14 protein-coding genes are annotated in these 17,249 nt (G+C 58.8%); 7 read left to right on the top strand and 7 right to left on the bottom strand.

Annotated elements, in window-relative coordinates; all coding sequences use genetic code 11:
* Window positions 1–161: 161 nt before the first annotated feature.
* From ACZYSM_RS04630 to gcvH, 3 genes are all read left to right on the top strand, one after another.
* Window positions 162–1,778, top strand: a complete 1,617-nt coding sequence (locus ACZYSM_RS04630) for an ABC transporter permease (protein WP_489069315.1) — start codon at window positions 162–164, stop codon at window positions 1,776–1,778.
* 156 nt (window positions 1,779–1,934) lie between these two features.
* A complete protein-coding gene (gene gcvT, locus ACZYSM_RS04625; protein ID WP_489069313.1) occupies window positions 1,935–3,017 on the top strand; it encodes a glycine cleavage system aminomethyltransferase GcvT in 1,083 nt (360 codons plus the stop codon).
* Window positions 3,018–3,069: 52 nt separating this feature from the next.
* Window positions 3,070–3,453 (top strand): glycine cleavage system protein GcvH, encoded by a 384-nt coding sequence (gene gcvH / locus ACZYSM_RS04620; RefSeq protein ID WP_489069311.1) that lies wholly within the window; start codon window positions 3,070–3,072, stop codon window positions 3,451–3,453.
* Between the two features lie 77 nt (window positions 3,454–3,530).
* On the opposite strand, the gene ACZYSM_RS04615 is transcribed toward gcvH, so the two are convergent.
* A complete protein-coding gene (locus ACZYSM_RS04615; protein ID WP_489069309.1) occupies window positions 3,531–4,670 on the bottom strand; it encodes a DegT/DnrJ/EryC1/StrS family aminotransferase in 1,140 nt (379 codons plus the stop codon).
* 189 nt (window positions 4,671–4,859) lie between these two features.
* On the opposite strand from ACZYSM_RS04615, the gene gcvP reads away from it, so the two are divergent.
* Entirely contained in the window at window positions 4,860–7,733 is a 2,874-nt protein-coding gene (gene gcvP, locus ACZYSM_RS04610; RefSeq protein WP_489069307.1) for an aminomethyl-transferring glycine dehydrogenase, read from the top strand.
* A 137-nt stretch (window positions 7,734–7,870) separates the two neighbouring features.
* Here gcvP and ACZYSM_RS04605 read toward each other — a convergent pair whose 3' ends face one another.
* From ACZYSM_RS04605 to ACZYSM_RS04585, 5 genes are all read right to left on the bottom strand, one after another.
* A complete protein-coding gene (locus ACZYSM_RS04605) occupies window positions 7,871–8,191 on the bottom strand; it encodes a DUF2388 domain-containing protein (protein WP_489069305.1) in 321 nt (106 codons plus the stop codon).
* A 66-nt stretch (window positions 8,192–8,257) separates the two neighbouring features.
* On the bottom strand, window positions 8,258–8,707 hold the full coding sequence (locus ACZYSM_RS04600; RefSeq protein ID WP_489069303.1) for an NfeD family protein: 450 nt from the start codon (window positions 8,705–8,707) through the stop codon (window positions 8,258–8,260).
* 10 nt (window positions 8,708–8,717) lie between these two features.
* The gene (locus ACZYSM_RS04595) at window positions 8,718–9,638 is read right to left on the bottom strand and encodes an SPFH domain-containing protein (RefSeq protein WP_489069301.1); all 921 of its coding nucleotides are present in this window, start codon (window positions 9,636–9,638) and stop codon (window positions 8,718–8,720) included.
* A 155-nt stretch (window positions 9,639–9,793) separates the two neighbouring features.
* On the bottom strand, window positions 9,794–11,575 hold the full coding sequence (tfpB, locus tag ACZYSM_RS04590) for a type IV pilus assembly ATPase TfpB (RefSeq protein WP_489069299.1): 1,782 nt from the start codon (window positions 11,573–11,575) through the stop codon (window positions 9,794–9,796).
* Between the two features lie 140 nt (window positions 11,576–11,715).
* Window positions 11,716–12,054: a hypothetical protein gene (locus ACZYSM_RS04585; protein ID WP_489069297.1), complete on the bottom strand. Its 339-nt coding sequence runs from the start codon at window positions 12,052–12,054 to the stop codon at window positions 11,716–11,718.
* Window positions 12,055–12,180: 126 nt separating this feature from the next.
* Here ACZYSM_RS04585 and ACZYSM_RS04580 point away from each other — a divergent pair, with 126 nt between their 5' ends.
* Window positions 12,181–12,645, top strand: a complete 465-nt coding sequence (locus tag ACZYSM_RS04580) for an Lrp/AsnC family transcriptional regulator (protein WP_150640660.1) — start codon at window positions 12,181–12,183, stop codon at window positions 12,643–12,645.
* A gap of 136 nt (window positions 12,646–12,781) precedes the next feature.
* On the opposite strand, the gene ACZYSM_RS04575 is transcribed toward ACZYSM_RS04580, so the two are convergent.
* Entirely contained in the window at window positions 12,782–14,149 is a 1,368-nt protein-coding gene (locus tag ACZYSM_RS04575) for a CYTH domain-containing protein (RefSeq protein ID WP_489069295.1), read from the bottom strand.
* A 158-nt stretch (window positions 14,150–14,307) separates the two neighbouring features.
* Between ACZYSM_RS04575 and argE the strand changes: the two genes are divergently transcribed.
* Both argE and argA read left to right on the top strand, forming a co-directional pair.
* Entirely contained in the window at window positions 14,308–15,456 is a 1,149-nt protein-coding gene (gene argE, locus ACZYSM_RS04570; RefSeq protein WP_489069293.1) for an acetylornithine deacetylase, read from the top strand.
* Window positions 15,457–15,592: 136 nt separating this feature from the next.
* Window positions 15,593–16,891, top strand: a complete 1,299-nt coding sequence (argA, locus tag ACZYSM_RS04565) for an amino-acid N-acetyltransferase (protein ID WP_489069291.1) — start codon at window positions 15,593–15,595, stop codon at window positions 16,889–16,891.
* Window positions 16,892–17,249: the final 358 nt, after the last annotated feature.

Raw genomic sequence — 17,249 nt, 5'->3', positions numbered from 1 at the left:
GCCAAAAGATCGCAGCCTGTGGCAGCTCCTACGGGATTTGTATACACCCCTGACATAGTGGGCTACACGCGGTCGGTGTAGGAGCTGCCGCAGGCTGCGATCTTTTGCGGTATGCGCCAGACCACTATCGATTCAAATCACCCACCACCAGAGAGCTTTTCGTGGCCCATCCCGCTCAACGTCGTTGGTATCCGCTGGTCTTTGCCGTTGCCGCGCTGGTCCTGTTGCCGCTGAGCGTATTGCTGCTGGCGTGGCAGTCGATTGACCAGCAGATCTGGTCGCACCTGTGGGAAACCCAGATGCCGCGTTTGCTTGGCAACACGCTGACGCTGGTGCTGGGCGTCGGAGTCGGCGTAACGCTGCTGGGCGTCAGCCTGGCCTGGTTGACCAGCCTCTGCGAGTTCCCTGGGCGGCGATGGCTGGATTGGGCACTGATGCTGCCGTTTGCGATCCCGGCCTATGTACTGGCGTTCGTCTTCGTCGGTCTGCTGGATTTTTCCGGTCCGGTGCAAACCCTGTTGCGCGAATGGTTCGGCATGGGACTGCGCCTGCCTCGGGTACGCTCCACTGGTGGAGTGATCCTGGTGCTGGTGCTGGTGTTCTATCCCTATGTCTACCTGCTGGCGCGCACAGCCTTTCTCGCTCAGGGCAAAGGTCTGATGGAAGCTGCACGGGTGCTCGGCCAGTCACCTTGGCAGGCGTTCTGGCGCGTGGCGCTGCCCATGGCGCGTCCGGCCATCGGTGCCGGTGTGGCATTGGCGCTGATGGAGACCCTGGCGGATTTCGGCGCAGTGTCTGTGTTCAACTTCGATACCTTCACCACGGCCATCTACAAGACCTGGTACGGCTTCTTCAGCCTCTCCAGCGCAGCGCAACTGGCCAGCCTGTTGCTGCTAGCAGTGATGTTGGTGCTCTATGGCGAGCGCCGGGCCAGGGGTGCCAATCGAGCGGGCAACGAACGGCCTCGGAGCAAGGCGCTGTATCACTTGCGTGGATTCAAGGCCCTGGCCGCCAGTGGTTGGTGCGGTCTGGTGTTCGCCTGCGCGTTTGTGATCCCCATGCTGCAACTGGTGGTCTGGTTCTGGCAGCGTGGACGTTTCGACCTCGATGAGCGTTATGCCGGGCTGATCGTGCATACGTTGTATTTGGGCGCCATGGCGGCATTGATCACGGTCAGCGTGGCCTTGCTGCTGGCTTTTGCCCGACGACTGGCACCGACCCGGGGAATCCGCTCCGGTGTCAGTCTGGCCAATCTGGGGTACGCCTTGCCGGGTTCGGTACTCGCGGTATCGATCATGCTCGCCTTCAGCTATCTGGACCGTGAAGTGGTGATGCCGCTGTCGTCCTGGCTGGGTGGTGCTGGCAAGCCTTTGTTGCTGGGCAGTTTGTCTGCGTTGTTGATGGCGTATCTGGTGCGTTTCATTGCGGTGGCCTACGGGCCGCTGGAAAACAGCCTGGCGCGAATCCGACCTTCGTTGCCCGAAGCAGCACGAAGTTTGGGCGTCAGTGGGCCACGACTGTTTTTCAACGTGTATCTGCCGCTTTTGTTTCCAGGCACCTTGAGTGCCGCGTTGCTGGTGTTCGTCGATGTACTCAAGGAAATGCCTGCCACCTTGCTGATGCGCCCGTTCGGCTGGGACACGCTGGCCGTGAGAGTCTTCGAAATGACCAGTGAAGGCGAGTGGTCGCGGGCGTCCCTACCGGCACTGACGCTGGTTATGGTCGGGCTATTACCGGTCATCGGATTGATCCGACGCTCCGCTCATCGAATCGGGTAGGTGCCAGTCCTACACCTTGCGGCTACAATGCGCGGCATTCGGTGCGGTCCACCCTTTGGGTCGGGTCACTGAGAGCTGCTACAAGCCGCATTTTTAAAGGCTTGCAGTCAGCGCAGTGCCTGTCCGCACCCTCGCCACGCCCGGAAGGAGAAACCCATGGGACAGCGTACGCCTCTGTATGACCTGCATCTCGCCCTCGGCGCGAAGATGGTCGATTTTGGCGGTTGGGATATGCCTTTGCATTACGGCTCGCAAGTCGAAGAACACCATCAGGTGCGACGCGATTGCGGGGTTTTTGATGTGTCCCACATGACCGTGATCGACGTCAGCGGCCCCCAGGCCAAGGCCTGGCTTCAGCATTTGCTGGCCAATGATGTCGAACGTCTGCACAGCCCCGGCCGTGCCCTGTACAGCGCCATGCTCAATGAGCGCGGTGGTGTGGTCGACGATATGATCGTCTACCGTCTCGAGGCCGGTTACCGTCTGGTGGTGAATGCCGCCACTCGTGATCAGGACATGGCCTGGATGCAGGCTCAGCTCGGCACTTTCCAAGTGCAACTGCACGAGCGCCCTGAGTTGGCGATGTTGGCGATTCAAGGCCCGCAGGCCCGGCACAAGATTGCCGAATTGGTCACCCAGGCTCGCGGCACGTTGATCCAGCAGCTCAAACCCTTTGAAGGTCAGGCCGACGGCGACTGGTTTATCGCTCGCACCGGGTACACCGGTGAAGACGGTCTGGAAATTGTTCTACCGGCCGATCAGGCGCCGGCGTTCTTCAACGATCTGGTCGGCGCGGGCATTTCCCCGATCGGCCTCGGCGCTCGCGATACCCTTCGCCTTGAAGCCGGCATGAATCTCTACGGACAGGACATTCATCAGGATGTCTCACCGCTGGCCGCTAATATGGCCTGGAGCATTGCCTGGGAGCCCGCGACACGTGACTTCATCGGTCGGACCGCTCTGGAAGCTGAACGGGCGGGCGGTGTGAAATTGAAATTGGTCGGCTTGGTGCTGGAGGAACGCGGTGTTTTGCGCGCTCATCAAGTGGTTCGCATCGCCGATGTTGGCGAAGGAGAGATCACCAGTGGTAGTTTCTCTCCTACGCTTAGCAAGTCGATCGCACTGGCGCGCGTGCCCATGGCAACCGCCGACCGTGCAGAAGTGGAAATCCGTGGCAAGTGGTACCCGGTTCGGGTGGTAAAACCGACCTTTGTGCGTCATGGCAAAGCCTTGATCTAACTTTTTCTGGCGGGCAATCAACCGCTGACATTTCTTCTTGAGGACACAGAATATGAGCGAAATCCCTGTCGACCTGCGTTTTGCCGAAAGTCACGAATGGGCCCGTCTGGAAAAAAGTGGCAACGTGAAAGTGGGTATTTCAGACCATGCTCAGGAAGCTTTGGGCGATGTAGTGTTCGTGGAGTTGCCGGAAATCGGCAAAGTGTTTGCCGCTGGTGACGCTGCGGGCGTAGTCGAGTCGGTCAAGGCGGCTTCGGATATCTACTCGCCGGTTTCCGGTAAAGTCATCGCCATTAACGAAGAGTTGGCCAGCAACCCGGAACTGGTCAACAGCACGCCATACGACAGCTGGTTTTTTGAACTAGAGCCAAGCGATACCGCTGAGCTGGACAAGTTGCTCGGCGCTGCCGACTACAAGAATGCCATCGGCGAGTAACGCTTCGATATTTATCGCGAGCAAGCTCGCTCCTACAGGGTTGGTGTGAACCTGTAGGAGCGAGCTCGCGATTGCGTTTAAGGCTTCAACACCGCCTTTACTGCTTCCACCGAACGTTCGACATCGCTTTTGCTCATCGCGGTGAACATCGGCAACGAGACGATCAAACGGCCAACCCGTTCCGAAACCGGGAACATGCCTTCCTTGAAACCGCGCTCGCGGTACAGGCTCAACAGGTGGATCGGCGGGTAGTGATAGCCGATGCCGACGCCCAGCGCCTGCATCTGCTCCATGAATGTCGCACGAGCCGGTTTTCCGTCCTTGCGCTCCGGCAGCACCAATTGGAACAAGTGCCAGTTGCTGTTGGTGAAATCGGCAGGCGGCAGCTGAGCCCCGTATTGCGCTTCGAAGTCGCTGCCGAAACAGGCAAAGTAATGCTTGGCCAATTCACGGCGGTGGGCGGTGATAGCGTCGATGTGAGCAAATTGGCCCAGGCCGATGGCGGCAGCTACGTCGGTCATGTTGAATTTACCGCCCAACACATCGACATCCAACCCATCGAAACCGGTGCGGGTAACGCCTTGCAGTCGGTATTTCTCGGCCAGACGAACCTCTTCGGCGTTGTTCAGCACCAAACAGCCACCTTCGGAAGACGTAACGTTCTTGTTCGCCTGGAAGCTGAACGAGACGAAGTCACCGGTCGCACCGATACGTTGGCCATTCCAGCTCGAGCCCAGGGCTTGCGCGGCATCTTCCAGCACTCGCAGACCATGTTTCTTGGCTAGCGCGTACAAGCGCTCCATGTCCACCGGCAAACCTGCCAGGTACACAGGGAGGATCGCCTTGGTGCGCGGCGTGATCGCGGCTTCAACCTGCGCCAGATCGATATTGCGGGTGATCGGGTCGATGTCGGCAAACACCGGTGTGGCACCGACCTCGAGGATTACGTTAGCCGTGGCCACCCAAGAGATCGGGGTGGTGATGACTTCATCGCCGGCGCCAATCCCGGCGATGCGCAAGGCGATCTCCATGGTGCAGGTGCCGGAGTTGAACGTACGTACCGGCCGACCGCCAAAGTACTCCGAGAGCTGGGCTTCGAAGGCTTGCACCTTGGGGCCGCTAGTGATCCAGCCCGAGCGCAATACGTCGCCGACAGCGGCAATCGTGGCTTCATCGATGGTAGGTTTTGAAAACGGCAGAAACGGCAGTTGACTCATGATGATTGAAGTATCCAAAAGTCCGACGGTAGAGGCGTTGATGAGAACTCGCCAAGGTTAGCGCGATAACGTTGGGCATGATGATCCGGATTGACCGAAGGCGCCATACCGTCAGCGCTCAAGATCGACTGCTATGCTGCTTTGACCGTGTTGCATAGACGCCGAGCGCCACTTAAGAGAGAGCCCGTCATGTCCCAGTTGCCATCCTTGAGCCAGTTGCGAGACCCCAATGCCTTTCTGCGGCGCCATCTGGGACCTGATGCTGCCGAGCAGCAGGCCATGCTCGACAGCCTCGGGCTTGGCAGTCGAGTCGAGTTGATCGAGCAGACGGTGCCGCCAGGCATTCGTTTCAATCGCGTGCTGGACCTGCCGCCAGCACTCGACGAAGAGGCTGCATTGGCCAAACTCAGAGGTTATGCCGAGCAGAATCAGGTCTGGACCAACCTGATCGGAATGGGCTATCACGGCACCCTGACGCCGGCGGTGATCCTGCGTAACGTGCTGGAAAATCCCGGTTGGTACACCGCCTACACACCGTATCAGCCCGAGATTGCCCAAGGTCGGCTCGAAGCGCTGCTGAATTTCCAACAACTGACCATCGACCTCACAGGCCTGGAACTGGCCAATGCTTCGCTGCTGGATGAAGCCACTGCGGCAGCCGAAGCCATGGCCCTGGCTAAACGCGTGGCCAAATCCAGAAGCAATCTGTTCTTCGTCGACGAAAACTGTCACCCGCAGACCATCTCGGTGGTGCAGACCCGTGCCGAAGGGTTCGGCTTCGAAGTGGTGATTGATGCTGTGGATAATCTCACCAAGCATCAGGTTTTCGGCGCGCTGCTGCAGTACCCGGACACCCACGGTGACATCCGCAACCTGCGTCCGCTGATCGACCATCTGCACGCGCAACAGGCACTGGCCTGCGTGTCTGCTGATCTGCTCAGCCTATTGCTATTGACCCCACCAGGGGAATTGGGCGCCGACGTGGTGTTCGGCTCGTCCCAGCGTTTCGGCGTGCCCATGGGTTATGGCGGTCCCCACGCGGCGTTTTTTGCCAGTCGCGATGAGTACAAACGAGCGATTCCCGGGCGGATCATTGGCGTTTCGAAAGACTCGCGTGGCAATGTGGCGTTGCGTATGGCGCTGCAAACCCGCGAACAGCATATCCGCCGGGAGAAGGCCAACTCGAACATCTGCACTGCGCAGGTGCTGCTGGCCAACATCGCCAGTTTTTATGCGGTTTATCACGGCCCGGAAGGGCTCAAACGTATCGCTCAGCGAGTCCACCGGTTGACCTGCATTCTGGCCGCAGGCCTGGAGCGAAACGGAGTTACGCGCCTCAATAAGCACTTCTTCGACACCCTGACACTGGAAGTTGGCGGCAGTCAGACGGCGATCATCGAAAGCGCCAAGGCTGCGCAAATCAACCTGCGCATCCTTGGGCGTGGGCAATTGGGTCTGAGCCTCGATGAAACCTGTGATGAAACCACCGTGGCGCGGTTGTTCGATGTTTTTCTCGGTGCCGATCACGGGCTGGATGTCACGCAGCTGGATGCCGAAGCATTGGCCTCTGGCATCCCCAATGAACTGCTGCGCAGCTCCCCTTATTTGAGTCATCCGGTATTCAGTGCCCATCACAGCGAAACCGAAATGCTGCGCTACCTCAAACAGCTGGAGAACAAGGACCTGGCGCTCAACCAGTCGATGATCCCGCTGGGCTCCTGCACCATGAAACTCAATGCCAGCAGCGAGATGATCCCGATCACCTGGCCGGGTTTTGCCAATCTGCATCCATTCGCGCCGAAAGAGCAGGCGGTTGGCTATTCACTGATGATCAGCGAGCTGGAGAGTTGGCTCTGCGCGATCACCGGTTTCGATGCGATCTGCATGCAACCCAACTCTGGCGCTCAGGGTGAGTACGCCGGGTTGCTGGCAATCCGCAAATACCACGAAAGCCGCCAGCAGGGCGCTCGCAACATCTGCCTGATTCCTGCTTCCGCCCACGGCACCAACCCGGCCTCGGCGCAGATGGCCGGAATGCAGGTGGTAATCGTCGAGTGTGACGATGCCGGCAACGTCGACCTGGACGATCTGAAAGCCAAGGCTCAGGCTGCAAACGACAAGTTGTCGTGCCTGATGGCGACCTATCCGTCGACCCATGGTGTGTATGAAGAAGGCATCAGCGAGATCTGTGAAGTTATCCACAGTCACGGCGGCCAGGTCTATATGGACGGCGCCAACCTCAATGCTCAGGTCGGACTGGCCAGGCCGGCGGATATCGGTGCCGATGTTTCCCACATGAATCTGCACAAGACCTTCTGCATCCCTCATGGCGGCGGCGGGCCCGGCATGGGACCGATCGGCGTGCGGGCGCATCTGGCGCCGTTCGTCGCCAATCACCCGGTGGTGCCTATCGAAGGTCCGCAGCCAGAGAACGGAGCGGTCAGCGCGGCGCCCTGGGGTAGCGCGAGTATCTTGCCGATCAGCTGGATGTATATCGCATTGATGGGGCCACAACTGGCCGATGCCAGCGAAGTGGCGATTCTCGCTGCGAACTATCTGGCTGAGCACTTGAGCGGTGCCTTCCCGGTGCTCTACACCGGACGAAATGGTCGGGTGGCCCACGAATGTATCCTCGATTTGCGGCCGCTCAAGGCGCAAACCGGAATCAGCGAAGAGGATGTCGCCAAGCGTTTGATGGACTATGGCTTCCATGCGCCGACCATGTCGTTCCCGGTGCCGGGCACGCTGATGGTCGAACCGACCGAAAGCGAATCCAAGGCTGAACTGGATCGCTTCATCGAAGCGATGCTGAGCATCCGCGCCGAAATATCCCAAGTGCAGAACGGCAACTGGCCCGCCGAAGACAACCCATTGAAGCGTTCGCCCCACACGCTGGCAGATATCACCGGAGTCTGGGAACGGCCTTACACGATCGAACAGGCGGTGACGCCCAGCGCTCACACCAAGGCCCATAAGTACTGGCCGACGGTGAATCGTGTCGACAATGTCTATGGCGACCGTAATTTGTTCTGTGCCTGCGTGCCGGTGGATGCCTATCGCTGATAGAACCAGAAGATCAAGAGATCGCAGGTTCGGGCCGCGTTCGGACGATCTTTACTCCAAATGCCACGGAGCTCCTTTGTAGAATCAAAAAAATGCCGCTCGAAGGAGCGGCATTTTTTATTCAGCAGAGCAACAGATCACTCTTGCGCGATAGCGTTCTTGGCCAAAATTGCGTTGGCCAGGTCCATATCGGTTGCCTGCAAACCTGGGTTGTCGGCACGGACTTTCTGCATCGCAGCTTCCAGATACGGGCCGCGAATACCGCCATCGCTGGCAACGAAGCTGCTGGCGTCGTCTTGAGCTGCGATGACCAGCTTGTGATCACTGGAGGTCAGGTAGGTGGAACCAGTGGTCGCACCTGAGGTAAGGACGTTACGCCAGAAGGTGTCCTCCGCCATTGCCGAGCCGACAGGAAGGGACAGCAAGGCCAGGGTGGCGACAGCTAATTTGAGACGCATGGGTGACTCCGACTTTGGGTTATCTGGCGCCTTTGATGCTGATAGCCCTACTGAGTTCCATGACCCTCAATCGATGCGTTCTACCTGGATGATGACCCCTTCCTGGCCGATCACCCGAACACGGGAGCCGACTGGCGTGTCCGGCCCTTTGGCCATCCAGACACCGTCAGCGACTTTGATCTTGCCTCGACCCCCGACAATCGCTTCATGCACCACGAAGGTCTTGCCGATCAGCTCCTGGCCACGCAGATTGAGATTTGGCTGATCACTGGCTCTGACAGCGATGCGCTGGCGTTTCCACCAATACAATGCCGTCAGCACTGATAACAGGCCGAACAACAATAATTGCACTTCCCACGACAAGTCTGGAATCAGGAAGGTCAGCACGCCGACTGCGGCAGCGGCCATGCCGACCCAGAGCAAATACCCCCCGGCACCGAACACCTCTAGAATCAGCAAGACGGTGCCCAACGCCAGCCAGTCCCAGAACGACAAATGTTGCAGGAATGCCCACATAGGTCGCGCCTCAGGCCTTTTTGCTGTCAAACGTGGCTTTGACGATTTCGCCGATGCCGCCAACAGCACCGATCACCTGGCTGGCTTCCAGCGGCATCAGAATGACTTTGCTGTTGTTGGCCGACGCCAGTTTTCCCAGTGCATCGATGTATTTCTGTGCGACGAAGTAGTTGATCGCCTGCACGTTGCCGCTGGCGATCGCTTCGGATACCACCTGAGTGGCTCGGGCTTCGGCTTCGGCTTGTCGCTCGCGGGCTTCGGACTCAAGGAACGCGGCCTGACGACCACCTTCGGCTTCGAGGATCTGCGCCTGCTTTTTACCTTCAGCGGTTAGAATTGCCGACGCCCGCAGACCTTCGGCTTCGAGGATTTGCGCACGCTTGATCCGCTCGGCTTTCATCTGCCCGGACATGGCTGCCATCAGGTCCGCGGGCGGGCTGATGTCCTTAATCTCGATCCGGGTGATCTTGATGCCCCACGGCGCCGTGGCTTCGTCGACGGTACGCAGCAGTTTCTCGTTGATGGCGTCTCGCTGGCTGAGCATGGCGTCCAGCTCCATGGAGCCGAGGACGGTACGGATGTTGGTCTGTAACAGGTTGCGGATGGCATGCTCGAGGTTGTTCACCTCATAGGCGGCCTGGGCCGTGTTGACCACCTGGAAGAAGCACACGGCATCGATTTGCACGGTGGCGTTATCGGCGGTGATGACTTCCTGCGGCGGGATGTCCAGAACGCTTTCCATCACGTTGATCTTACGGCCGATGCGGTCCATGACCGGAATGATGATGTTCAGGCCCGGCTTCAGGGTGTTGGTGTAGCGGCCGAAACGCTCGACCGTCCACTGAAAGCCTTGCGGAACCACCTTGAAGCCCATGAACAAAAGCGCGATGACCAAGCCAACAAAAAGTAAAAGCACGCTACCGATCTGCATAACATTTCCCTGTTCAAGTTTTAATCAATGAGGCTGTAATAGCCTGATTGTAGCGGCGTGGGATGGGCATAAGAACCGATTAGTGCCACCTGCATCATCAGGAGACATAAAAGGGCTCATGCCGGTTTGGGGGCGTTCGGTTAAAGGCCCCGCCGTTACCTCTGCTCACTCTGCGGTGTCACGCGCAGCACTTCCTCAATGGTCGTCAACCCAGCCGCGACTTTCTGCGCACCGGACAGTCGCAGGCTGCGCATGCCTTCCTTGAACGCCTGGTGACGCACGGCCAGCAGATCGGTGTCAGGGCTGATCAGCGCTTTGACGTTGTCGCTCAGCAACATGATTTCGTAGACCCCTGCACGCCCTCGGTAACCGGTGTCGCGGCATTCCAGGCATCCGATGGCTCGCTGGGCATTGGTCGGCAATGGCGCTTGCCAGGGTTTGGTCAGGGTTTGCCAATCGTCTTCGCCCAGACTCAGTGGCGCTTTGCAGTGTGGGCAAAGGGTACGAACCAAACGCTGGGCCATGACACCGAGCAACGTGGCCTTGATCAGGTAATGCGGCACGCCGAGTTCCAATAAGCGGCTGATGGCGCTGGGTGCGTCGTTGGTGTGCAACGTCGATAGAACCAAATGCCCGGTCAGTGCGGCCTGGATTGCTATTTCCGCGGTTTCCAGATCACGAATTTCGCCGATCATGATGATGTCCGGGTCTTGCCGCATCAGCGCCCGCACGCCGCTGGCAAAGGTCAGGTCGATATTGTGCTGAACCTGCATCTGGTTGAACGCCGGCTCGACCATTTCGATCGGGTCTTCGATGGTGCAGAGGTTGACCTCCGGCGTCGCCAATTTTTTGAGTGTGGTGTAAAGCGTGGTGGTTTTGCCCGATCCGGTCGGTCCGGTGACCAGGATGATGCCGTTGGGTTGGCGGGTCATGTCTTGCCAGCGGCGCAGGTCTTCCGCAGAAAATCCCAGCTGGTCGAAGTCTTTGAGCAGCACTTCCGGGTCGAAAATCCGCATAACCATTTTTTCGCCAAAGGCTGTCGGAAGCGTCGACAGCCGCAGCTCTACTTCGCCACCATCCGGGGTTTTGGTCTTGACCCGGCCGTCCTGGGGTTTGCGTTTTTCTGCGACATTCATCCGGCCCAGGCTTTTCAAGCGGCTAACGATGGCCATGGTCACTTGCGGTGGGAATTGATAGACGTTGTGCAGCACGCCGTCGATGCGAAAGCGTACGGTGCCTTGCTCGCGACGGGGTTCGATGTGGATATCGCTGGCGCGCTGCTGGAAGGCGTACTGGAACAGCCAGTCGACGATGTTGACGATGTGCGCGTCGTTGGCGTCGGGCTCCTGATCACTGGCGCCGAGGTTGAGCAACTGTTCGAAGTTGCCCAGGGTGTTCATTTTTTGATCAGAGTTGTTGGCGCCGCTGACCGACTTGGCCAACCTGAAAAACTCTACGGTAAAACGCTGAATGTCCGCCGGGTTGGCCACCACGCGCTTGATCGGCAGCCTCAATACGTGAGTCAGATCGGCTTCCCATGCGTTGACGTAGGGCTGTGCGCTGGCCACGGTCACCGCATCGCGATCGATCGATACGGCGAGGATCTTGTGACGCTGGGCGAAGGCGTAGGACATCAGCGGAGTAATGCCTGCGACGTTGATCTTCAGCGGGTCGATGCGCAGATATGGTTGACCGGCCTGCTGTGCGAGCCACAGGGTCAGGCTTTCCAGGTCGAGCCGTTTGCCGGGTCGGCTGAGGTCGTCGAGGTGTTGGCTGGCGAGGAATTCCAGTGGGTGGAGCTGGCTGTTGGCAGCATTGCGTCGGGTGCTCAATGCGTGTTCGGCCGAGTCCTGGCTGATAAAGCCCTGAGCGACCAGTTCACGCAGCAGATCATTGAGATCCAGCCAGCGGTCCTGAGTGAGGAGGGGAACGGACATGCGGGTTCCTTTTGAACGATCCTGCAACTAGCGGTTTAGAGGTGTGCGCCTCTGACCACAGATTGCCAAGAATAGTCCCCGGATGAGCCGACCGTTCGACCATTGCCAAACCAAGCGTTGCGAGTTTTTGCTGGCGGGCCTCAGCCAGCCGCTTGCGCGGGCTGAGTCCATAAAGAATCAGCAGGTTGTAGATCCACTGAACAGACGCTGATCAAGTTCCGCAATTTTTCAGCGATCACTTGGGCGCGGTGCCAGCTCAGTCCGTCGAGCACTACATCTATCGACAGCAAATCGTCCTGTTGCAGCACGTTGACCTGCTGCGGAACCAGAAACTGCAAGGCGAAGTGATTGAGCACCCGACACAGCAGATCCGGTTCGGCCTCGGCGAGCAGCTGATAGTGCACGCGGCAATGGGCGTTGCTGACGTTCCAGACATCGGCGCGGGTTGGGGCGGTGCTGACAGCTTCGAGAGGGGGCATGGTCGTTCTCCAAAATCACTGGAGAAATTTTTACATGCTATTCGGGGTATTTCTTATCTATGATTGGACTAATTAGGCATAAATTGAATTAAGTATTTCGTGCTTGTCGGCTTTGAGGGTTTTTTTATGCATAGCGAGCTGGACGCTTACGACCGACGGATTTTGGCACTGCTCCAGGAGGATGCTTCGCTCTCCAGTGCGCAGATCGCCGAACAGGTTGGGCTGTCGCAATCGCCATGCTGGCGACGGATTCAACGGCTCAAGGAGGAGGGCGTGATTCGCGGGCAAGTGACGTTGCTGGATCGCAAGAAGATCGGTCTCAACACGCAGATTTTCGCCGAGATCAAACTCAACGCCCACGGTCGCTCCAACTTCACTGAATTCACCGAGGCGATTCGCGGCTTTCCGGAGGTGCTGGAGTGCTATGTGTTGATGGGGTCAGTGGACTTTTTGTTGCGCATCGTGACGGCGGATATCGAAGCGTACGAGCGGTTTTTCTTTGAGAAACTGTCGATGGTGCCGGGGATTCAGGAGGTCAACTCGATCGTGGCTTTGTCCGAAATAAAGTCCACGACGAGTTTGCCGGTGTAACGGTGAGGTAGGTGATTTGCGTTGGATGTGCCGACGTCATCGCGGGCAAGCCTCGCTCCTACAGGTTATGTGCCAATCGCACCGTGATGGGATGAGCGCAGCTTTTGTAGGAGCGAGGCTTGCCCGCGAGGCGATATCACAGACGCAGAAGCATTTTCCAGGCACGGTTCTGGAACACTGCAATCGCTTGCTGCTTGCGGGCATCGAGCGATTCATCGGTGATCGGCTCGTTGGCCAGTTGCTGTAACTGTTTCAGCTCACCGTAGAGGCGATCCGTTTCCGGGATCTCCAGCACCCCACGAGCCAAATGCAGCCAGGCCTGGATGCGTTCGATACGCGGCAGTTGTTCGGCCAGGTCTTCCGGCTGTTGCTGATAACGCGACAGTTGCAGGGCGACGGCTTCATCAGCCAGCAGACGTGGCAACCAGTTGCCCAATTGCGCAGCGCCCTGGCGATTGCCACGGGTGTTGCGATCGGCTGCCCATGTGCGGGCCAGCAACCAGCGCGAGGTGTTCAGCGAGAACAGGCCCCAGCGAACGTCTTCCAGTTCTTCGGCGAATTGTTCCGGCGCGGCTTTGCGCACGTCTTCGTCGTCCTGACCGGCTTGCACCAGCGGACGCCAGTCTTCCAGCAACGCATCCAGCGAGGCGCGCAAGTCGTGGGTCGATTGACGCGGTGCTGCTTGGCCCAGGCTGCCCACCAGCGCACGCAATTGAGTGAGGTTGTCGACCCAATCCTGCAACAGGCGCCAGTGGCCGTTGAAACGATATTGCTCGGCAAGACGCTGGCTGCTGCTCAGCAAGTGCCAGCTCAATGCGGCGAAGGCGTCGTCCAGCGGCAGTTCAGCGGTCAGCTTCGGAGCAGGCAGGCTCAACGAATAGCTGTTGGCATCGAACAGGCGATAGCCCCGCTCGGCTTTGCTGATATCACACGGCATCAACGCCAGGGTCGCAGCCAGTTCGGCGGCCAGTTCCAGCAGTGCGGCCGGTTCGCCTTCGCGCAGTTCCAGCTCCAGTTCGCAGATTTCTTCTTTCTGCTTGCCGGCGATCACGTGGCCCAGGTCCAGCGCAGCTTCGATGACTACTTTGGACTTGCCACGGCCCCAGGCGATTTCGGCGCGCTCGCGGACGAAGTCGGTGGTGAAGATCGGCTTGAGGGTTTTCTTGTCCAGATCGGCCAACTGTTCCGGCCAGCATTCGCCGTCGAGTTTTTTCACGTCGAGCTTGGCTTTGGGCAAGTTCCAGTCGTACTCGTTACGCTCGGACAGGCCGGCGATGCTTTGACCGCGGGTCTTGAGGGTCTGGATCACTTCTTCGCCATCACGGCGCAGGCGCAGGGCAACCTTGGCCTTGGCCAGATCGCGTTCCGGCGTGTCGAAGTACTGGTTCATCAGTTCACGGCGTTCCCAGCCACTTTTGTTGCGTTTTTTCAGTAACGGATGCTCGCGCAAAGCCGCGAGGGTTTCGCGGCTGACGCGGAGTTTGATTTCGGTTTCTTTCTGCATGGCCGGAAAATCCAGGATCGGGAGCGCAGCCGGGGGAATGTGTGGCTGCCAAGGCCGTGCAGTGTACAGGACAAGCCACCTCGACGCGCCGCGACGGTTTATTCCACGGCGCAGATGGCTCTATGATGGACCTCACCTTGGGAGTCGGGAGTCAGCGCATGCCTTTGCCATCCATGAAAGATCAGTTCGCTGCGCTGATCGCTGCGCCGTCGGTCAGTTGTACCCAACCAAGTCTGGATCAATCCAATCGCGCAGTGATCGATCTGTTGGCGACCTGGCTCGGCGATCTGGGTTTTGCCTGCGACATCCAGCAAGTCAGCCCCGGCAAATTCAACTTGCTCGCCAGTTTTGGCAGCGGCCCCGGCGGCCTGGTGTTGGCTGGGCACAGCGACACGGTGCCGTACGATGGCGCGCTGTGGCAGACCGATCCGCTGAAACTGACCGAAGTCGACGGACGCTGGATTGGCCTTGGCAGTTGCGACATGAAAGGCTTTTTCGCGCTGGCCATCGAAGCCGTCCTGCCGCTGCTGGATAAGCCGTTCAAGCAGCCGCTGCTGATCCTCGCCACCTGCGACGAAGAAAGCTCCATGGCCGGTGCTCGTGCACTGGCCGCAGCCGGCCGGCCACTAGGGCGTGCAGCGGTGATCGGCGAGCCGACCGGGCTCAAGCCGATTCGTCTGCACAAAGGCGTGATGATGGAGCGTATTGATATTCTCGGACAAAGCGGCCACTCATCGGACCCAAGCCTGGGCCACAGCGCCCTCGAAGCCATGCACGATGCCATCGGCGAGTTGAGAGGGCTGCGTCTGCGTTGGCAGCGCGAGTACCGCAATCCGCAGTTCAGCGTGCCGCAACCCACCATGAATTTTGGCTGCATCCACGGCGGTGACAATCCGAACCGGATTTGCGGCCAGTGCTCGCTGGAATTCGACCTGCGGCCCTTGCCGGGTATGGACCCGAGCGTCTTGCGCGCAGCCATTCGGCAGAAGCTCGAACCTCTGGCCGAGCGGCATCAGGTGAAGATCGACTACGCGCCGTTGTTCCCCGAAGTGCCGCCTTTCGAGCAAGCTGCAGACTGCGAATTGGTCCGCGTCGCGCAAAGGCTCACAGGCCACCTCGCCGAAGCAGTAGCGTTTGGCACCGAAGCGCCTTATCTTCAGCGCCTTGGCTGCGAGACGCTGGTGCTCGGCCCGGGCGATATTGCCTGCGCTCACCAACCGGGGGAATACCTCGAAATGTCACGCTTGCAGCCTACGGTGCATCTACTACGTCAACTGATCGAACATTATTGCCTGACACCGGCTTGACCTTAGCCGATGATCAAGCCCGTATCTATAAGGAGAGCTCGCGTGTCGCCAAGCCTGTTCCGACGATAACCAACAGCCCGCTGTGCGTTTTCTGTTTCGCCCCTTTTTTGGCTGCTTTTTATTACAGGTTCAGGTTATGCCCGAATACGTCAATTGGCTCCGTCACGCTTCTCCGTACATCAACGCTCACCGCGATTGCACCTTTGTCGTCATGCTTCCGGGCGATGGAGTCGAGCATCAGAACTTCGGCAATATCGTCCACGACCTGGTGCTGTTGCACAGCCTGGGTGTGCGGCTGGTGCTGGTTCATGGTTCGCGTCCGCAAATTGAAACCCGCCTCGCTGCTCGCGGCCTGACCCCGCACTACCACCATGCCATGCGCATCACCGATGCGGCGACTTTGGAGTGCGTCATTGATGCGGTCGGCCAGCTGCGGATTGCCATTGAAGCGCGCTTGTCGATGGACATGGCCGCCTCGCCGATGCAGGGCTCGCGCCTGCGGGTGGCAGGCGGCAATCTGGTGACTGCACGGCCGATTGGCGTGCTTGAAGGTGTCGACTATCACCACACTGGCGAAGTACGCCGGGTCGACCGCAAGGGTATCAACCGTTTGCTGGATGAGCGTTCGATCGTCCTGCTTTCGCCGTTGGGATACTCGCCGACCGGGGAAATCTTCAACCTGGCCTGCGAAGACGTCGCCACCCGTGCCGCCATCGACCTGGGCGCCGACAAGCTGCTGCTGTTCGGCGCAGACCTTGGTTTGATCGACGAAAACGGCAGGCTGGTGCGCGAACTGCGTCCGCAACAGGTGCCAGCGCACTTGCAGCGTCTGGGCGGCAACTATCAGGCTGAATTGCTGGATGCTGCGGCGCAAGCCTGCCGGGGCGGCGTAGGCCGCAGCCATATCGTCAGTTATGTAGAAAACGGCGCGTTGCTGACCGAGCTCTTCACCCGTGACGGTGGCGGTACTTTGGTCGCGCAAGAGCAGTTCGAGCTGGTGCGTGAAGCGGCCATCGAAGACGTCGGCGGTTTGCTGGATCTGATCAGCCCGCTGGAAGAGCAGGGCATCTTGGTTCGCCGTTCTCGCGAGGTGCTGGAGCGTGAAATCGAGCAGTTCAGCGTGGTCGAGCGCGAAGGCATGATCATCGCTTGTGCGGCGCTGTATCAGATTGCCGATTCGGACGCAGGGGAGTTGGCTTGCCTGGCGGTGAATCCGGAATACCGCCATGGCGGTCGCGGTGATGAATTGCTGGAACGGATCGAAACCCGTGCTCGCGAGCAGGGGCTAAAAACCTTGTTCGTGCTTACCACGCGTACCGCCCACTGGTTCCGCGAGCGTGGTTTTGTGCCAAGCAGCGTCGAGCGTCTGCCATCGGCACGGGCCTCACTGTACAACTATCAGCGTAATTCGAAGATCTTCGAGAAGACGCTTTAAACGCTTAGTCGCAGCCTTCTGATTACCCTGTAGGAGCAGGCTGCGCCAGCGCCTACAGGGGGCTGTTGATTCCTGCATGAACTTCGGGCTCACATACGGCGAATAATCGGCCAGCACCGTATCGACACCATGCTTCCGGGCTGCGGCTATTTTCGCAGGCTGAAAGAAATTATAAGCGATACAAAAACTGTAACAATTTGACTAGATAGTGCGCGTTTGGCCATGATACGTCGCCTTTTTGATCGTGATTGACGTATAAGGAATGCATCAAAGCTAAGCGATCTAAAAAACTGCGAATAAATACCATTTAGGAATTAGCGTGTGAGCCGATACTCCCATGCCCCTATTCGGTTGAGTG

This window comes from Pseudomonas sp. F220 (genome assembly GCF_057813935.1).
This window is presented reverse-complemented; position numbering and strand designations above follow the sequence as displayed.